The sequence below is a fragment of the Saccharopolyspora cebuensis genome (genome assembly GCF_039542665.1).
GTDB lineage: Bacteria > Actinomycetota > Actinomycetes > Mycobacteriales > Pseudonocardiaceae > Saccharopolyspora > Saccharopolyspora cebuensis.
Genome location: NZ_BAABII010000004.1, coordinates 511,183 through 527,425 on the forward strand (window position 1 = coordinate 511,183; position 16,243 = coordinate 527,425).

Annotated in this window: 16 protein-coding genes; 8 read left to right on the plus strand and 8 right to left on the minus strand. The window is 73.6% G+C overall.

Features of this window, described 5'->3' with window-relative positions; all coding sequences use genetic code 11:
* Positions 1–9 precede the first annotated feature (9 nt).
* Positions 10–348 carry a glutaredoxin domain-containing protein gene (locus ABD976_RS09080; protein WP_345360209.1) on the plus strand — a complete coding sequence of 113 codons (339 nt, stop codon included), beginning with the start codon at positions 10–12 and terminating at the stop codon, positions 346–348.
* Between the two features lie 334 nt (positions 349–682).
* Here the strand turns inward: ABD976_RS09080 and ABD976_RS09085 are convergent, their stop codons facing one another.
* Positions 683–952: a hypothetical protein gene (locus ABD976_RS09085; protein WP_345360212.1), complete on the minus strand. Its 270-nt coding sequence runs from the start codon at positions 950–952 to the stop codon at positions 683–685.
* A gap of 212 nt (positions 953–1,164) precedes the next feature.
* On the opposite strand from ABD976_RS09085, the gene ABD976_RS09090 reads away from it, so the two are divergent.
* Positions 1,165–2,802, plus strand: coding sequence for a putative PEP-binding protein (locus ABD976_RS09090; protein WP_345360215.1), 1,638 nt, complete (start codon positions 1,165–1,167; stop codon positions 2,800–2,802).
* A gap of 31 nt (positions 2,803–2,833) precedes the next feature.
* Here the strand turns inward: ABD976_RS09090 and ABD976_RS09095 are convergent, their stop codons facing one another.
* Positions 2,834–3,562 (minus strand): MerR family transcriptional regulator, encoded by a 729-nt coding sequence (locus tag ABD976_RS09095; protein WP_345360218.1) that lies wholly within the window; start codon positions 3,560–3,562, stop codon positions 2,834–2,836.
* 131 nt (positions 3,563–3,693) lie between these two features.
* Between ABD976_RS09095 and ABD976_RS09100 the strand changes: the two genes are divergently transcribed.
* On the plus strand, positions 3,694–3,846 hold the full coding sequence (locus ABD976_RS09100; RefSeq protein WP_345360221.1) for a hypothetical protein: 153 nt from the start codon (positions 3,694–3,696) through the stop codon (positions 3,844–3,846).
* Positions 3,847–3,995: 149 nt separating this feature from the next.
* Here the strand turns inward: ABD976_RS09100 and ABD976_RS09105 are convergent, their stop codons facing one another.
* Together ABD976_RS09105 and macS are read right to left on the minus strand one after the other, a co-directional pair.
* Positions 3,996–4,670, minus strand: coding sequence for a response regulator (locus ABD976_RS09105; RefSeq protein WP_345360224.1), 675 nt, complete (start codon positions 4,668–4,670; stop codon positions 3,996–3,998).
* A complete protein-coding gene (macS, locus tag ABD976_RS09110; protein WP_345360227.1) occupies positions 4,667–5,848 on the minus strand; it encodes a MacS family sensor histidine kinase in 1,182 nt (393 codons plus the stop codon). Before macS ends, ABD976_RS09105 begins: the two co-directional genes overlap by 4 nt.
* Before the next feature lie 251 nt (positions 5,849–6,099).
* Here macS and ABD976_RS09115 point away from each other — a divergent pair, with 251 nt between their 5' ends.
* Positions 6,100–7,296: a GGDEF domain-containing protein gene (locus ABD976_RS09115; RefSeq protein ID WP_345360230.1), complete on the plus strand. Its 1,197-nt coding sequence runs from the start codon at positions 6,100–6,102 to the stop codon at positions 7,294–7,296.
* 27 nt (positions 7,297–7,323) lie between these two features.
* On the opposite strand, the gene ABD976_RS09120 is transcribed toward ABD976_RS09115, so the two are convergent.
* A complete protein-coding gene (locus tag ABD976_RS09120) occupies positions 7,324–8,550 on the minus strand; it encodes an AI-2E family transporter (protein WP_345360233.1) in 1,227 nt (408 codons plus the stop codon).
* 206 nt (positions 8,551–8,756) lie between these two features.
* Here ABD976_RS09120 and ABD976_RS09125 point away from each other — a divergent pair, with 206 nt between their 5' ends.
* Both ABD976_RS09125 and ABD976_RS09130 read left to right on the plus strand, forming a co-directional pair.
* On the plus strand, positions 8,757–9,668 hold the full coding sequence (locus ABD976_RS09125; RefSeq protein WP_345360236.1) for a hypothetical protein: 912 nt from the start codon (positions 8,757–8,759) through the stop codon (positions 9,666–9,668).
* A gap of 129 nt (positions 9,669–9,797) precedes the next feature.
* Positions 9,798–11,078, plus strand: a complete 1,281-nt coding sequence (locus ABD976_RS09130; protein ID WP_345360239.1) for a hypothetical protein — start codon at positions 9,798–9,800, stop codon at positions 11,076–11,078.
* Between the two features lie 92 nt (positions 11,079–11,170).
* On the opposite strand, the gene ABD976_RS09135 is transcribed toward ABD976_RS09130, so the two are convergent.
* Positions 11,171–12,460: a glycosyltransferase 87 family protein gene (locus tag ABD976_RS09135; RefSeq protein WP_345360242.1), complete on the minus strand. Its 1,290-nt coding sequence runs from the start codon at positions 12,458–12,460 to the stop codon at positions 11,171–11,173.
* Positions 12,461–12,762: 302 nt separating this feature from the next.
* On the opposite strand from ABD976_RS09135, the gene ABD976_RS09140 reads away from it, so the two are divergent.
* Positions 12,763–13,614, plus strand: a complete 852-nt coding sequence (locus tag ABD976_RS09140; protein WP_345360245.1) for a sensor domain-containing diguanylate cyclase — start codon at positions 12,763–12,765, stop codon at positions 13,612–13,614.
* 34 nt (positions 13,615–13,648) lie between these two features.
* On the opposite strand, the gene ABD976_RS09145 is transcribed toward ABD976_RS09140, so the two are convergent.
* Together ABD976_RS09145 and ABD976_RS09150 are read right to left on the minus strand one after the other, a co-directional pair.
* Positions 13,649–14,749 carry an inositol-3-phosphate synthase gene (locus ABD976_RS09145; protein ID WP_345360248.1) on the minus strand — a complete coding sequence of 367 codons (1,101 nt, stop codon included), beginning with the start codon at positions 14,747–14,749 and terminating at the stop codon, positions 13,649–13,651.
* 13 nt (positions 14,750–14,762) lie between these two features.
* A complete protein-coding gene (locus tag ABD976_RS09150; protein ID WP_345360251.1) occupies positions 14,763–15,353 on the minus strand; it encodes a PadR family transcriptional regulator in 591 nt (196 codons plus the stop codon).
* Positions 15,354–15,573: 220 nt separating this feature from the next.
* On the opposite strand from ABD976_RS09150, the gene ABD976_RS09155 reads away from it, so the two are divergent.
* The gene (locus ABD976_RS09155) at positions 15,574–15,975 is read left to right on the plus strand and encodes a DUF5318 domain-containing protein (protein ID WP_345360254.1); all 402 of its coding nucleotides are present in this window, start codon (positions 15,574–15,576) and stop codon (positions 15,973–15,975) included.
* The last annotated feature ends 268 nt before the right edge of the window (positions 15,976–16,243 follow it).

The following is a 16,243-nucleotide window of genomic DNA, read 5'->3' on the forward strand; positions in this document are numbered from 1 at the left end:
GAGGACAGCATGGCCAGCGAAGTGATCGTCTACACCCGACCGGGATGCCCGTTCTGCATGTCGCTGCGGTCCGGGCTCCGCCGCCGGGAGCTGTCCTTCACCGAGGTCGACATCTGGCGGGAGGCCGAGGCGGCGGCGGTGGTGCGGTCCATCGCCGACGGCAACGAGACGGTGCCGACCGTGGTGGTCGACCACGACTCGGAGCGCCGGTGGCAGGCGGTCAACCCGTCGGCCGCGGAGGTGCTCGACGCGGTCGCCGAGCACGCGCCGGAACTCGTCCCGGCGCAGCGGCCGGGGCCGGTGCGCGGCGCGCTGGACGCGCTCGGGCTGCGCAAGAAGGAGAACTAGCCCGCCGACAGCGGTGCCCCCGGGGGGATCGTCCCTCGGGGGCACCGCTGTTTCGTTCGGTCGTCGGTGCGGCGGGGCCGGGGCCGCCGCGGTCCACCGTGCTCGGGGTTGTCGCCGTGGACCGGCCGCACGGGGGGCGTTGCGGCCGGCCCACAGCTCGGTTGCGATCGTCGGTGGCGCGATACCGGCGAGCAGCAACCACTTCAGTTTGACGCGCGGCGGGCCCAAAAAGATCCACGTCGACCGTCAAGTTCGCTCGAACGGTGGACCCCCGGGCGTAGGCCGCGATCCTCCACTGTGGCCGTGCGCTGCGATTTCGCCGATATCGCCGCCATCATCGGGTGGACGGGTCGGAGGGGTCCTCGGCGTACGGTCCGGGGTCGGCGAAGCTGGTGTCCACCGGCTCGCCGGGAACCGGGTCGGGTCGCGCCGCGGTGGTCGGTGGAGGCAACCGGTCGGCTCCGCGGGCGCCGGTGCGCGGTCGCGGGTCACCGGGGCGCCGGTCGTCGGAAGCGGACATGACCAGCAGCGCGGTGAGCGCGGCCCGGAGCCGGTCGCCTGCTGCGCGGGGGTCGGTGAGCGGTGCGTTCATCGTCAAGGTCATGGCCCCAAGGGTGCTGTTCGACCGTTCTGGCCGGATCCGTACGGCTACTCACTTGTTACTCAGCAGTAATCGCGGACGTTGCGACGATCGAGCGACGTAGGAACCACTTCGACGGCGGAGGGTGACCACGGGAGGCCCGCTGGTGCAGTCGATCGGTGCAGCACTGCCTACGATCGCCCCATCGGCCCGTTGAGGGGAGTATGGTCTAGACCATGTCGCGTTGGACTGGTGTCGGAGTGAGCCCGGGGCGCGCCTCCGGGCCGATCGCCCGGGTCGCCGAGCCGCTGCCGGAACCCGCTGCCCACCCGGAACCCGCGGACCCGGCCGCCGAGGCGGCCCGCATCCGCCCGGCCGCCGAGGAGGTCGCCGACGCGCTGTTCCAGCGCGCCGCGCGGGTCACCGGCGAGGCCAAGGCGGTGCTGGAGACGACCGCCGCGATGGCCCTCGACCCGGCGCTGACCGCCCAGGCCGAGAAGCTCGTCACCGGCCGCGCGCTGCCCGCCCCGCGCGCCGTCTTCGAGTCCGCCAACGGGTTCGCCGACGGCCTCGCCGCCGCGGGCGGCTACCTGGCCGAGCGGGTCCGCGACGTGCACGACGTGCGCGACCGGATCATCGCCGCGCTGCTCGGCGCCACCCCGCCCGGCGTGCCCGACCTGGAGCGGCCCAGCGTGCTGGTGGCCCGCGACCTGGCCCCCGCCGACACCGCCGACCTCGACCCCGGGCAGGTGTTCGCGCTGGTCACCGCCGAGGGCGGCCCGACCAGCCACACCGCGATCCTGGCGCGTTCCCTGGGCATCCCGGCCGTCGTCGCGGTCCGCGGCCTGCTCGCCGAGACCGGCGCGGTCGGCGCGGTGGTCGACGGGTCCACCGGCGCCGTGGAGCTCTCCGCCGAACCGGTGCCGACCCGCGCCGCCGAGCCCGCCGCCGACGCCGACTGGGACGGCACCGGCCGCACCGCCGACGACCGGCCGGTCGGCATCCTCGGCAACGTCGGCGCGGCGGGCGACGCCCGCGCGGCGGTCGCGGCGGGCGCGGGCGGCGTGGGGCTGTTCCGCACCGAGTTCTGCTTCCTGGCCGCCACCGAGGAGCCCGGCGAGGACGTCCAGCGCGCCGCCTACGCCGAGGTGCTCGCGCCGTTCGCGGGCAAGCCGGTGGTGGTCCGCACCCTCGACGCGGGGGCCGACAAGCCGCTGCCGTTCCTGGACATGGGGACCGAACCGAACCCGGCGCTGGGCGTGCGCGGACTGCGCGTGGCGCGGGACCGGACCGACGTGCTCGACCGCCAGCTCAGCGCCATCGCCGGTGCCGCCGCCGACAGCGGCGCGCAGGTCTCGGTGATGGCCCCGATGGTCTCCACCGCCGAGGAGGCCGCCTGGTTCGCCGCGCGGGCCCGCGCCGCCGGGATCGACCGGGCCGGGGTGATGATCGAGGTGCCCGCCGCCGCCCTCACCGCCGCCGAGGTGCTCGCCGAGGTCGACTTCGTCAGCCTCGGCACCAACGACCTGGCGCAGTACGTCTTCGCCGCCGACCGGATGGCCGGGGCGCTGGCCGAGCTCGGCGACCCGTGGCAGCCCGCCCTGCTGCGGCTGATCGGGATGGTCGGCCGGGCCGGCGCCGAGGCGGGCAAGCCGGTGGGCGTCTGCGGCGAGGCCGCGGCCGACCCGCTGCTGGCCGGGGTCCTCGCCGGGCTCGGCGTCACCAGCCTGTCGATGACCGCCTCGGCGATCCCCGCGGTCGGCGCGGCCGTGCGCGCGCACCCGATGGCCGCGCACCGCGCCGCCGCCGAGGCCGCGCTGGCCGCCCCGTCCCCCGCCGCCGCCAAGGAGGCCGCCGCGGCGGCCCTCGCCTGAGCGCCGCACCCCGGGCGCATCCCCGGGCGCGTCACGGTGCGTCCGGGTCCTCCTCCTGGATGAGGTCGTTCAGCCGCACGAGGACCCGGATCTGCGCGGGGTTGTACAACTGCACCACCGCCTCGGCCATCGTCCGTTCGGCGTGCTGCGCACCGCGCGGCGCGTCCGCCGCGGGATCCTTCACCCACGGGTGCTGCTCGCGCTTCCTGCGGACGACCGGCGCCATGCGCGCGGCGAGGTGGTCGATCGCGGCCTCGTCGGCGTCCGCGGGCAGCGCCTCGAACTCGTCGTCCACCTCGTCGGGTTCGCTGATCAGTTCGCGGAACCCCTCGACGGACCGCTCGCTGAGCACGGTCGAGTAGACCATCAGCAGGGAACGCTGCCGATCGGTGAGGGCGCGGGAGAACGGGGCGAACGCGGGCGGGACGTAGGCCGGGGCGCGGTGGCGCAGGATGACGGCCAGTTCCGCCCGCACCCGGTTGAGCCGCTCGACCGTCGCCGCCAGCTCCCGGTCCAGCACGCGGATCGCCTCGTCCGGGTCGTCGTCGGCCCGGCCCATCGACGCGACCTCCGACAGCGGGACCCCCAGATCCCGCAACCGCGTGATCTGCAGCAGGCGGACCAGGTGTGCGACCTCGTACTGCTTGTACCCGTTGGCCGTCCGGTCCGGCACCTCCAGCAAGCCGATCTCGTGGTAGTACCGAACGGCTTTCACCGTGGTGCCCGCGAGCTCGGCGACCTGCTGAGTGCTCCACGCCACGCGATGCCTCCTCTTCCGCCGCGCTGCGCCCCGCGCGGACCCGCAGTCCACACCCCGCCCCGGGGGCAGGGTCAAGCGCAGGTCCGCCGATCGTCCTCGTCATCCCGCAGGTCGTCGAGGCGGTCTCGCACGTGCCCCCGGTGGCCCAGCGCTTCGGCACCTTCACCTCGCCCGTCGACCTGCCGCTCTGGTCCAACATCGTGCTCGGGCTCTGCGCCTCGACCTCCAGCGTGGAGCGGGCGACGCGGCTGCGCTGGAACGCGCTGCTCGACGGCAGCAGCTGACCACCCGAGCCCCACCAGGCAGGCGCGGATCCCCGAAGGGTGACGCCCGAGTGCCGATCACCCGTTCGGACGTTGAGTGAGGGGCACCCTTGCCCAAGTAACTCGGGCAAGGGTGCCCCTCACTCATGTCCCGTCCGGGTGGCGAGCGGTCAGCTCTCCTCGTCCTCCTCGCCGTTGTCCAGCCCGTGCTCGATGGCGTAGCGGGCCAGCTCGACCCGGTTGTGCAGCTGGAGCTTGCGCAGCGTGGACTGCACGTGGTTCTCCACGGTGCGGTGCGAGATGCCCAGCTTCTTGGCGATCTGCCGGGCGGTCAGGCCCTTGGCCACCAGCCGCAGCACCCCGGTCTCCCGGTCGGTGAGCTGCGGCGCCTGCGCCGAGGCGTCCGGGGTGGCCGACATCCGCCGGTACTCGCCCAGCACCAGGCCCGCCAGGCCCGGGGTGAACACCGCGTCCCCGTCGGCGGTGCGCTGCACGGCGTCGACGAGCTCGGCCGCCGAGGCGGACTTCACCAGGTAGCCCGACGCACCGGCCTTCACCGCCTCCAGCACGTCGTTGTGCTCGCCGCTGGCCGACAGCACCAGCACCCGGGTGCCCGGGATCTCCTGGGTGATCTGCCAGGTCGCGGCGACCCCGGAGCTCTCGCCGAGGTTGAGGTCCATCAGCACCACGTCCGGCGTGACGGTCCGCGCGATGCGCAGCGCGGCGGCGGCGCCACCGGCGGTGGCGCGCACGTCGAAGCCGCGCTCGGAAAGGTCGCGGGCCACTCCGTCCCGCCACATCGGGTGGTCGTCCACCACCATCACCGAGACGGTGGGCTGGGTCATCGTCGTCCTCCTCCTTCGCGGCAGCCGGCCGGGCGCGGTACCCGGACTTCCCACTCGGTCCCCTCGCCCGGGGCCGTGTCGAGCTCCACCGTGCCGCCCATCGCCGCCGCGCGTCCGCGGATCGACTGGGCCACCCCCATCCGGCCCTCCTCGGCGGCCTGGTCGAGCCTGCCCTGCGGGATCCCCGGACCGTCGTCCCGGATCGTCAGCGCCACCTCGTCGGGCAGCTCCTCCAGGAACACCCACGCGCGGGCCGATTCCCCGGCGTGGCGCTCCACGTTGGCCAGCGCCTCGCGGGCCAGCGAGACCAGCTCGGAGCACATCGGCTCGGGCAGCCGCACCGGACCGCCCGGGGTGGACACCTCGATCCGCGCGGTGCGCAGCGCGTGCAACCGCCCCGCCAGATCCGCACCACCGTCCGATGTGGACTCGTGCTCGGTGGTGGCGATCAGCGCCCGCAGCGCGATCTCCTGCTCCCCGGCCAGCGTCGCGAGTTCGGCGGCTTCCCCGCCGAGTTCCGCGCCGCGGTGGCGGACCCGGGCCAGCACCTGCAGCACGCTGTCGTGGATGGACCGGGCCAGCCGTTCCCGCTCGGCCGTCGCGGCCTCCGCCCGCAGCGCGCGGGCCAGCCGCTCGGTCGACCGGCGCGCCGTGTCCGCGGCCAGCCCCAGCACCAGCCCGACGCCGACCAGCAGCAGCGTGTCCATCCAGATGTCCGGTGCCAGGTAGCCGCGCAGCAGGAAGTTCGCCGCCGCCGACACCAGGCCCGAGGCGGCCCCGGCGTACACCCCGAACTGGATCGCCGCCGTGATCACCATCACCGGCTGCCAGGTGGTCACCACCGACGGCAGGCCGGTGGCCATCTGCTGCTCGGTGAGCACGAACTCGCTGGCGAGGAACAGCACCGTCACCACGGCTTGGTCCGCCAGCACCAACCGCTTCGTGCGTCCGGTCCGGTGCACGTACCGCCGCACGGTGTAGGCAGTCCAGACGACCATCAGCGCGTACACCACCGCGGCCAGCCAGGGACGCCGGTACTCCGGGTACAGCAGCACCACCCACACCCCCGCGTACAGCAGGGTCACCACCCGGTAGACGTTGTGGGCGCGCCACAGCGGCGTGCGCCCATCGGCCACCCGGGGGGCGGGCGGTGGACCTGAGGATTGGGCAGTTGCCACGATCTCGCTCCTTCCTCGGGGGATCATCCTGCCGCACCCGGTCGGACGGCGAGACCGCCTGTCAGAGCACGCCGGGTGTTCGTGCTCACCGCCGGTGCAAGCCGATTGCCGCGAGTGGCCTACACCGCATCGGAGCCGCGCTGTGCCACGCTGCTCCCGGAACGACCGGTGGGCGCGGCCCGGGGCGGAAGTTCGAGCCCGGGGGAAGAAACCTCGAGCCCCGGGGGAAGGAACCTCGAGGAGGTGCCGCGGTGCGGCGGTGGCTGCTGTGGAGCCTGCGGCCGGTGGCGATCGGTTACGTCCTGCTGGTGCAAGCCCTCGCCGTGCTCCTGGTGGCGCTGGTCGTCGCGCTCACGCCGGTGCCCTCGGCGCGGGAGTGGGCGGTGTTCGCCCTGCTCGCCCTCACCGCGGGATCGGTGATCCTGCTCACCTCGCTGTCGATCACCGTGCGGCGGCAGGTCCGGCGCGACCCGTGGACCCTGCACATCGCCTACCTGGCCACCGGAATCCTCACCCTGCCGCCGAACCTGCTCGTCCTGCTGCTGCTCGGCCCCGCGCTGCACGGTGTCCTCGACGTGCGCCCCGAGCTGCACCGCTGGTTGTTCACCACCGGCGCGATCACGCTGGCCACCTTCTCCGCCCGGTTCGCGATCGGCTGGACCGAACCCCGCTGGGGCGCGGTGACGTTCGTGCTGGCGGGTGCCGTGCTGCTGGTGGTGCGCTCCGGTCTGGTCGCGCTCGGCATCCGGCTGCGCAACCCCCGCGCGGCCCGGGTGGACGTGCTCGGCGAGCCGATCGACGTGCTGCTCGGCATCGTCGCGGCCAGCCTCGGCGGGCTGCTCGCCGTCGCGGTGACCGCCGAACCGGCCTGCGCGCTGCTCGCCGGTCCGCCCCTGGCGCTGCTCGACCTGGCCGGGCAGCTCCCGCAGTGGCGCCGGTCCGCCCAGCGCGACGGCAAAACCGGGCTGGCCAACGCGGCGCACTGGGACCGGCTGGCCCGCGCCGAACTCGCCCGCGCCCGCCCGCGCACCCAGCCGGTCGGCCTGCTGCTGCTGGACCTCGACCACTTCAAGCGGGTCAACGACCGGATCGGGCACATGGCGGGCGACGCGGTGCTCGTCGCCGTCGCCGAGGTGCTGCGGGCCAACGTGCGGCGCGCCGACGTGGTCGGCCGCTTCGGCGGCGAGGAGTTCGTGGTCCTGCTGCCCGGTGCCGACGCCGGGATCGCCCGCGCGGTCGCCGACCGGATGCGGGTGGCCACCGCCGCGCTGTCGGTCAGCACCCACGACACCCGGGGCCGGGCCTGCGAGCTCGACGGCCTCACCGCGAGCATCGGCGTCGCCACCACGGCGCGCTTCGGCTACGAGCTCGCCGACCTGCTCAGCGCCGCCGACGCCGCGCTGCTGGCGGCCAAGGCGGGCGGCCGCAACCTCGTCGCACTGGCGTGACGGCGCGGGGGCGTGCCCGGGCAGGGGTCAGTCCCGGCCCTCGCCGGACGGGGGTTCGTCGCGGTGCTTCTCCCCGTCCGGACCGGGGACGGCGCCGTCGTCGGCCTCGTGCTGCTCGGCCGGGATCGGGGTGACGGGCACCGCTTCGTGCGGGTCGGTGGGCGTCACCTCCTGGTCCGGGTCCTCCCCGGAGACCAGCGAGCGGATCGCCGAGTTGAGCACCGCGACCAGCGGAACCGCCAGCAGCGCGCCGATGATGCCGGAGACCACCACGCCGATGCTGATCGAGAGCACCACCGCCAGGGCGTGCACCTGGACCGCGCGGCCGAGCAGCAGCGGTTGCAGCACGTTGCCCTCGAGCTGCTGGACGGCCAGCACGATGCCGAGCACGATCAGCGCCGTGATCCAGCCCTTGGTGACCAGCGCGACCAGCACCGCGACCACGCCGGAGGCCACCGCGCCGACGATCGGCACGAACCCGCCGAGGAACACCAGCGCCGCCAGCGGCACGGCCAGCGGCACGCCGAGGATCGCCAGCCCCAGCCCGATGCCCAGCGCGTCCACCACCGCGACCAGCGCGGTCGCCCGCACGTAGCCGACCAGCGAGGCGAAGCCGCGCACGCCCGCCAGGTCCACCCGCGCCCGGACCCCGCGCGGCACCAGCCGGATCACGAACAGCCACACCCGGCGGCCGTCGTAGAGCAGGAAGATCAGCGTGAACAGCATCAGCAGGATGCCGGTGAGCAGGTTGCCGAAGGTGCCCGCGGTGGACAGCGCCCCGCTGGTCAGCATGGCCTGGTTGGCCTCCAACCAGTTCCGCGCCTGGTCCAGGTAGTTGCTGATCTGCTGGTCGTTGATGTGCAGCGGGCCCTGGGCCAGCCACATCCGCAGCTCGTTGAGGCTGCGGATCACCTGGTCCTGCAGGCTCGGGAAGCCCGCGATGAACGCGTTGATCACGAACGTGAGCACGCCGCCGACGGCGGCCAGCCCGCCGATCAGCATCACCACGGTGGCCAGCACCCGGGGCACGCCCCACCGGGCCAGCGCGGACACCGCGGGCGCCAGCAGCGCCGAGAGCAGCAGCGCGATGGCGACCGGGATCACCACGACGTAGATCCGGGAGAGCACGAGCCCGAGCACGTACAGGGCCAGGCCGATCACGAGGAATCGCCAGCTCACCGCGGCGGAGATCCGCAGCGCGGGCGGCAGCGAAGCCGCCGCGTCGTCCCGGGTGGTGATCTTGTCGTCGGTCACGGTCTCCACCGTAGCGCCGTCGCGGCGCGAACCGGTCGTGAACGGGCCGCGCGCCGTCGGTCCGGTCCGAGGAGCCCCGCGCCGGACCAGTAACCCGATGTAGCGAATTGATCGCGCAACGCATGGGCAATCCTGCGTCGTTCTGAAACAGTGCGGCTCGACGGCACACCGGGTCGACCGCGCACCGGGGAGGTTCGAGCAGCACGATGGCGCCCACCGAGCTGAGGACGGGAGGCTTCCGCCCCGGGCGGTTGCTGTCCCGGGCCCTCGTCGTGCTCGGCGCGACCGCCGCGGGCACCTCGGCCGCCTGGCTGCTCGGCACCGGAACCCCGGCCCAGGCGGCGGATCCCGGCCCCGCGTCCTTCGTCGACACCGTACTCCCCGGCGACACCGTGCTCCCCGGCGACACCGCGCTGCCCGGGGAAGTCGCGCTGCCCGGGGTGGACGCGCTGTCCGGCCTGTCCGGGGACGCGCTGTCCGCCGTGGACGGTGCGACCGCCCGGCTCGGTCTCGACCGGTCCGCGCAGGCCCTGCTGGGCGCGGCCGAGCCGGTCACCGGCGTGCTGCGGGAATCCGCCGACGAGGTCGGGAAGGTGGCCGGACGGGCCCTCACCGGTGCGGGCGAGCAGGCCGAGCAGCTCGGCTCGTCGGTCGGTCTGGCACCGGCGGAGCCCGGTCCGGCGGTGGGCCCGGCGCTCGACCCCGGGAGGCCCGCACCCGCCGCGCGTCCGGCGCTCCCCGAACCGGATCCCGCGCCGGAGCCCGCACCGCAACCCCCGGCCCCCGCGCCCGCACCGCCGTCCGCCGCGGACACCACCGCCCGCGTGGTCCTCACCGAACCCGCCGCGCGGCCCGCGGAACCCGCGCCCGACTCGGCCCAGGACGACCCGGCCCGCGATCGCCCGGTCCACGAAGGACCCGGGCCGTTCGTGCTGCCCGCGCCCGCCGGGGCGGGGTGCGCGGTGGGCGCCGACGGGCCGCAGCACGGCGGTTCCGCCCTCGGCTGGCACCCCGTCGACCGGCTGCCCGGCCGCGCCGGTCCCAGCGCCGCCGCCCGCGAGGCCGCGTCGCTGCCCACCGGGCTCCCCGAGCCGCAGCCCGGCACCACCCCGGACTGATCGCGCCCGCCGCGCCCCCGCGCGGCCGCAGCAGCGCCATGTCCGGACATCCGCGCCCGCCGTCCCGCGACGGCCGAGGCGTCCCCCGATTTCCCCGTTCCCCCGGGGAGCACTGTGAAGGAGAGTTCCATGCAGACTTGGGCGAAGCGCGGTGTGCAGGCCGCGTTGGTCACCGGCGGCATGCTTGCCGCGGGTACCGGCGTCGCCTCCGCCGACGGAACCTGCCCGCACGGCCCGTCGCACCCCGACCACCCGACCCGACCGATGGACGCGGTGCCGCCGCTGCCCGGCGGCCACGAGGCGGCCCGCACCTGCTTCACCGGCGAGCTGTTCCCCGAGGCCGAGCGCGGCAGGCACCACCTGGCGACCCCGCGCCACGCGGCACCGGCCCGCCCGGTGACCACCATGACCGGCACCATCGACCCGGTCCGCGACCTGCTCCCCGAGGTCGAGAACGAGCTGACCCGGGAGATCCCGGTGCTGCGCGACCTCGACGCGCCGGAGCCGGTGGACCCGATGCGGCTGGCGGGCTGGGTCGCCGAGGAGGCCGCCCCGGCCCCCCAGCCGCGGGTCGGCTCCCCCGCCGCCGGCTTCCACCGCTCGCTGAGCTGGGCCGGACCCATCGGCGAGGTCATCCGCGGCGGCGCGGAGAGCCTGCGCACCAGCGCCTTTCCCGTTGGCGGCCAGCATGTCGCTGCGGGCCTGGTGACCCCGGCGGACGACCCGGCGCACGCCGCGGACTTCGGTTCGACCGGCATCGTCGACCTGTGGCAGGGCGCGCTCGGCCGCGGTCTGCTCGCGACCGAGGACGTCGACCTCACCGAGACCGGCCTGCCGGAGCACCGGGTCGACCTGGTGGACGTGCCGCGCGGGCTGGTCGGCGCGCTGCTCACGGCGTTCGGGGCCGAGCCGGTCGCCGCGCGCCAGGACTTCGTGCCGCTGGCCGTGCCGGGCGAGCACCAGGTCGCCGTCGACGAGGTCCCGACGCTGCAGGGCCTGCCCGAGGGCCGCGGCATCGAGGCGCCGCTGCCGCTGGTCGGCGAGCTCAACGGTTTCAGCGGTGGCCAGACCTCGCTGCCGGTGCTCAACCGGATCACCGCCGCGCTCACCGGCGCCGACGCCCGCGTCGCCTTCAGCGCCGACCCGATGAGCGCTCCGGTGGAGGTCGTGCTCCTCGACGAGCTGGCGGCCGGGATGCCGGAGGGCAAGCAGGTCACCACCAACCCGTTCCGCGAGCCCGCCGCGCCCGCCCCCGCCCCCGGCGGGATGGCGCTGCCGGTGATCGACGCGGTGCCGGTGATCGAGGCGGTGCCGACGCTGACCGACGAGACCGTCCGGTTCGACCTCACCGCGGTCTTCGCCGACCGCGGTGGTGCCGAGGACGACACGGTGGTCTTCGCCCGCATCTGAGCACCCCGCAGCTGAGCGGGCCGCGGCGAGGACGAGAACGAGAACCGGGGCGGGAGCCGAGCTCCCGCCCCGGTTCTTCGTCGTTCAGGCGGTCACGGCACGGCGGCCGGGGCCTCCGGGGTCTGGTCGGTGCTGAGCGCGCCGGTCCGCTGGCGGCTGCGCCACCACTGCACGGCCCAGTAGGCCAGGAACGCCAGTCCGAAGTAGACGTAGGCGTTGCCGATCAGGTGCTCGAAGAAGTTCCAGCGCAGCTCCCGGCCCTGGCCCTGCGGCACGTTCCAGTGCGGTCCCATCACGAACAGCAGGGCGGCCAGCGTCGAGGCCAGCAGCAGGGCGTGGTCCCGGCGCGACCACGCCGCGCCGATCAGCAGCACCAGCGCCGGGATCGCCCACACCCAGTGGTGCGACCACGAGATCGGCGACACCAGGAGCCCGAGCACGCCGTTGAGCACCACCGCGGTCGGCAGGTCGCGGCGGCGCAGCGCGTGCACCATCCCGAGCACCGCGATGGCCAGCACGACCACCGACAGCGCCAGGAACATCGGGGTCAGCCCGGGCACCTCCAGCTTGCTCAGCAGCGACCGGACCGACTGGTTGCCCGCGTACGTGGAGGCGTCACCGGTGAACTTCGGGCCGAACGAGACGTCGCTGGTCGCCATGATCTCGCGCACCCAGAAGTGCCGGGCGTTGTCGAAGGTGACCAGGAACCCGAGCACCGCCGTGCCCAGGAAGGTCAGCAGCGCGGTCGCGATCAGCCGGAAGTCCCGGCGCAGCAGCGGGAACAGCAGGAACACCAGCGGGGTCAGCTTGATCCCGGCGGCGATCCCGATCAGCATCCCGCGCGGGTAGGGCAGCTTCTTGTCACCGCCGACCCGCCACAGGCAGTCCACCGCCACCAGCGCCATCAGCACCAGATTTATCTGGGCGTAGGTGATGGTCTCCAGCACCGGCTCGGTGACCGTGGCCAGCGGCAGCACCGCCGCCGTGATGAGCAGCACCCGCTCCCGGTGCGCGGCGAGGAACGTCGAGGCGCCCAGCACCACGTACAGCGTGGCCAGCAGCGCCAGGTGCGAGACCACCATGATCACCACGACCGCGCCCATCTTGGGCAGCAGCGCCAGCGGCGCGAAGAGGATCGCGGCGAACGGGGGATAGATGAAGGGCAGGCTCAGCCCCGAGTTGGTGGGCGGCAGGTTGTGGTAGATGTCCTTGCCGTCGAGCAGCGCCCGCGCACCGAGCCGGTACACCTCGCCGTCGATGTGGTCGTGCGGGCTGATCGCCGAGACCATGAGCAACGCGATCAGCTCCGCCACGCCGATCACCACGAGCAGGGCGCGATGCTCGCGCCACCACCCGGTCCGGACCCCTGCTGCTCCGTTCACCGGCACATCCTCCTCGCCATCGCCCGCAGGTGGGGAGGCCGCGCCACTTGCGGCCCAGCCGCTCGTGACCAGGGTAGAGGTCGAAGCTGAGCGGCCCGCTCAGGTGCACTGTCACCTGCTCGAATCACCAAGTTCCGATCGACGAGGTGACCCCGTTCTGTTTATCGGGTGAATCACTGACACTGCGTTAGTCGCGGACCGTGAATACCACCGTTACGGGTGGTCGCGGCTCTCTTGAAACCGGTCGTCGCCGGGGGGAGGCTCAGAACAACTGCTCCGTTTGGTGGGGAGGTGAGGGCCGAATGAGTGTCCTCGGGGTGACCGCTCCGTCCCAACTGCCGCCGGTGTGGGACGAGCTGATCACCGGGTTGACCGTGGGAATGCTGCTCACCGACGAGCGGGGTCAGGTGCTGGCCACCAACGACGTCGCCGCGGACCTGATGCAGCTGGCGAAGTCCGATCTGCTCACCGGCAACCGCCCGAGCGGCTGGACGGTGCGCGACGACACCGGTGCGCCGATGCCGGACTGGGCCGACCTGGCGGGCCAGGTGCTGCGGGCCGGGAGCCCGCTGTCCACGCCGATGGTGATCGAGCGCACCGGCCAGCCCAGGACCCGGATCTGGGCGGATTACCACGCCGTCGAGGTCCAGGGCAGGCGCCGGGTGCTGATCCTGCTCCAGTCGGTGCACACCGACGTCTCGCACAGCAGAGGGCTGCGCGATCCGCTGACCGGCCTGCCGGGCCGGGTGCTGCTGCTGGACCGGCTCGAGCAGTCGCTGGTCCGGGCCCGCACCCGCGGCACGCTGTCCACCCTGGTGCTGGTGGACGTGCACCGGCTGGCCGACTTCAACGGCGAACACGGCTTCGACCGCGGCGACGAGCTGCTGACCACGCTGGCCGCCCGGCTGCGCGAGGGGCTCAGCGACGAGTACACCGTCGCGCGCTTCGGCGGGGACGAGTTCGCGGTGGTCGCCGAGCACCCGAACGGCGCCGGCGAGCAGATCGCCGAGCACGCCCGGGAGCTGGCGAGCTGGCCGATGCGGATCGGCAGGAGGCGGGTCCAGCCCGCGCTGCGGGTGTCCTGGGTGACCACCGACGGCCAGGCGTCGGTGCACTCGGTGCTGTCCAGGGCCGAACAGCAGCTCGCGCGCTGAGCCGGGGTCGTGCGACCCCGGCCCGGCGCGCGGCTCAGCGCTCCCGCTCGCCCGCGATGAACTCCTCGACCGCCTGGTAGGCGGCCGAGTCCGAGTACTGCTCGGGCGGCGACTTCATGAAGTACGAGGACGCCGACAGGATCGGACCGCCGATGCCGCGGTCCTTGGCGATCTTGGCCGCGCGCACCGCGTCGATGATGATCCCCGCCGAGTTCGGCGAGTCCCACACCTCCAGCTTGTACTCCAGGCTCAGCGGCACGTCGCCGAACGCCCGGCCCTCCAGCCGCACGTAGGCCCACTTGCGGTCGTCCAGCCACGGCACGTAGTCCGACGGGCCGATGTGCACGTTGTTCTTGCCGAGGTCGCGCTCGACCTGGGAGGTGACCGACTGGGTCTTGGAGGTCTTCTTCGACTCCAGCCGGTCGAGCTCCTTCATGTTCAGGAAGTCCATGTTGCCGCCGACGTTGAGCTGCATCGTGCGGTCCAGGTGCACGCCCCGGTCCTCGAACAGCTTGGCCAGCACCCGGTGGGTGATGGTCGCGCCGACCTGCGACTTGATGTCGTCGCCGACGATCGGCACCCCGGCGTCGGTGAACTTCTGCGCCCACTCCGGGTCGGAGGCGATGAACACCGGCAGCGCGTTGACGAACGCCACACCGGCGTCCAGCGCGCACTGCGCGTAGTAGCGGTCGGCGCCCTCGGAGCCCACCGGCAGGTAGGACACCAGCACGTCGACGTCCGCCTCGCGCAGGGCCTCCACCACGTCGACCGGCTGCTCGTCGGACTCCTCGATGGTGTCGGTGTAGAAGCGGCCGAGCCCGTCGAGGGTCGGACCGCGCTGCACCGCCACGCCCAGCGGCGGCACGTCGGCGATCGAGATGGTGTTGTTCTCGCTGGCCACGATGGCCTCGGACAGGTCACGGCCGACCTTCTTGGCGTCCACGTCGAACGCGGCGACGAACCGCACGTCGCCCACGTGGTAGTCGCCGAAGGTGACGTGCATCAACCCGGGCACCCGGGTCTGCGGATCGGCGTCGGCGTAGTAGTGGACGCCCTGCACCAGGGATGCCGCGCAGTTCCCGACGCCGACGATGGCCACCCGCACCGCGGCTTCACCGGGACGATCTCCGCCCATGGCAGGGCCCTCCTCATTGCTCATCAGTGATGTCCTTGCGATTCGCACCGGCTCGTGGCCGGTCTTCCACCGAGGTTGCCTGCTCGGCGCGTTCCTGCCGGATGATCTCGTCCAGCCAGCGGACCTCCCGCTCGCTGCGGTCGAGCTGCAACCGGTGCAGTTCGACCAGGTACCGGTCGAACCCGTTGCCGGACCGGGCCAGCGCCTGCAGCAGGCCGTCGCGCTGCTCCTCGACCCGGAGGCGGCGCCGTTCCAGCAGCCGCAGCCGAACGTCGGCCGGGGTGCGGGAGAAGAACGCCACGTGCACGCCGAAGGAGGCGTCCTCGCAGGCCTGCGGGCCGCACTCGCCGACCAGCTCGTCGAAGCGGACCACGCCGTCCGCGGTGAGCCGGTACACCCGCCGGGCGCGGCGGCCCGAGCCCGCCGCCGGGTCGTCGGCGACCTCCTCGATCAGCCCGGCGCGCAACATCCGGCGTAATGTCGGGTACAGCGTTCCGCAGGAGCAGGCGCGGAAGGCCCCCGGGGCCTCGCGGAGCTGCCTGCGCAGCTCGTACCCGTGCATCGGCGCCTCGTGCAGCAGGCCGAGCACGGCGAGCTCCAGCATCGGCGCACCTCCGGTCGCGGGTTCGCGCTGTTCACCGGCGTGATCACGCCGGTGCGGGCCGCGCGCCAGTATATCGCGTCGATATATCGGTTCACACTTCCCGGTGATCGAGGACGGCGAGCGACGAACACCACGTCGATTCGGCGGGGTTCCCTGCCTGAACGGCTCCCTGCCCTGAACGGCGCATGGAGCGGTGGCGACCGGCACGTACCCTGTGGTCGTGCGGACCCAACGGCAGGTGGTCGATTACGCGTTGCAGCGCAGGTCGCTGCTCGCGCAGGTCCACTCGGGTCGCGTCGGGGTGATGGAGGTCTGCGATGCGGATCCGTACCTGCTGCGGGCGGCGGCCTTCCACGGGGTGTCGACCGACCACCTCTGCCCCGTGTGCCGGAAGGAACAGCTCACCGAGGTCTCCTGGATCTTCGGCGACGAGCTCGGCAAGGCCTCCGGGACGGCTCGCGCCCCCGATGAGCTGGAACGGATGGCAACCGTGTTCGATGAGTTCAACGTCTACGTCGTAGAGGTGTGCCGCACATGTAGTTGGAACCACCTGGTGCTGTCATACGTCTCGGGCAGGGGCTGGAACGAGGGCCGTTCGCGGCGCCGTACCGCCGCCGAGTGAAGATGGCTGCCGCCGAGTGAAGATTCCGGCCGTCCCCGAAGCGGCCGGGCGCCGGGTGCGGCGCACCCCGACAAGAACGCATCACCACGGCGCCGCGTGGCGCCCGTCCTGGAGGCCAACTCGTGAACGACGAGCGTGACGACCGATCGGGCCGCCACTCACGGCACGAAGGTCGAGACCCCGGTCGGCCGGATGACCGGGGTACGCCACCCCCGCCACCGCCCCCCGGCCGTCCCCGGCAGGGTGAGCAGGGCTGGCCGCCACCGCA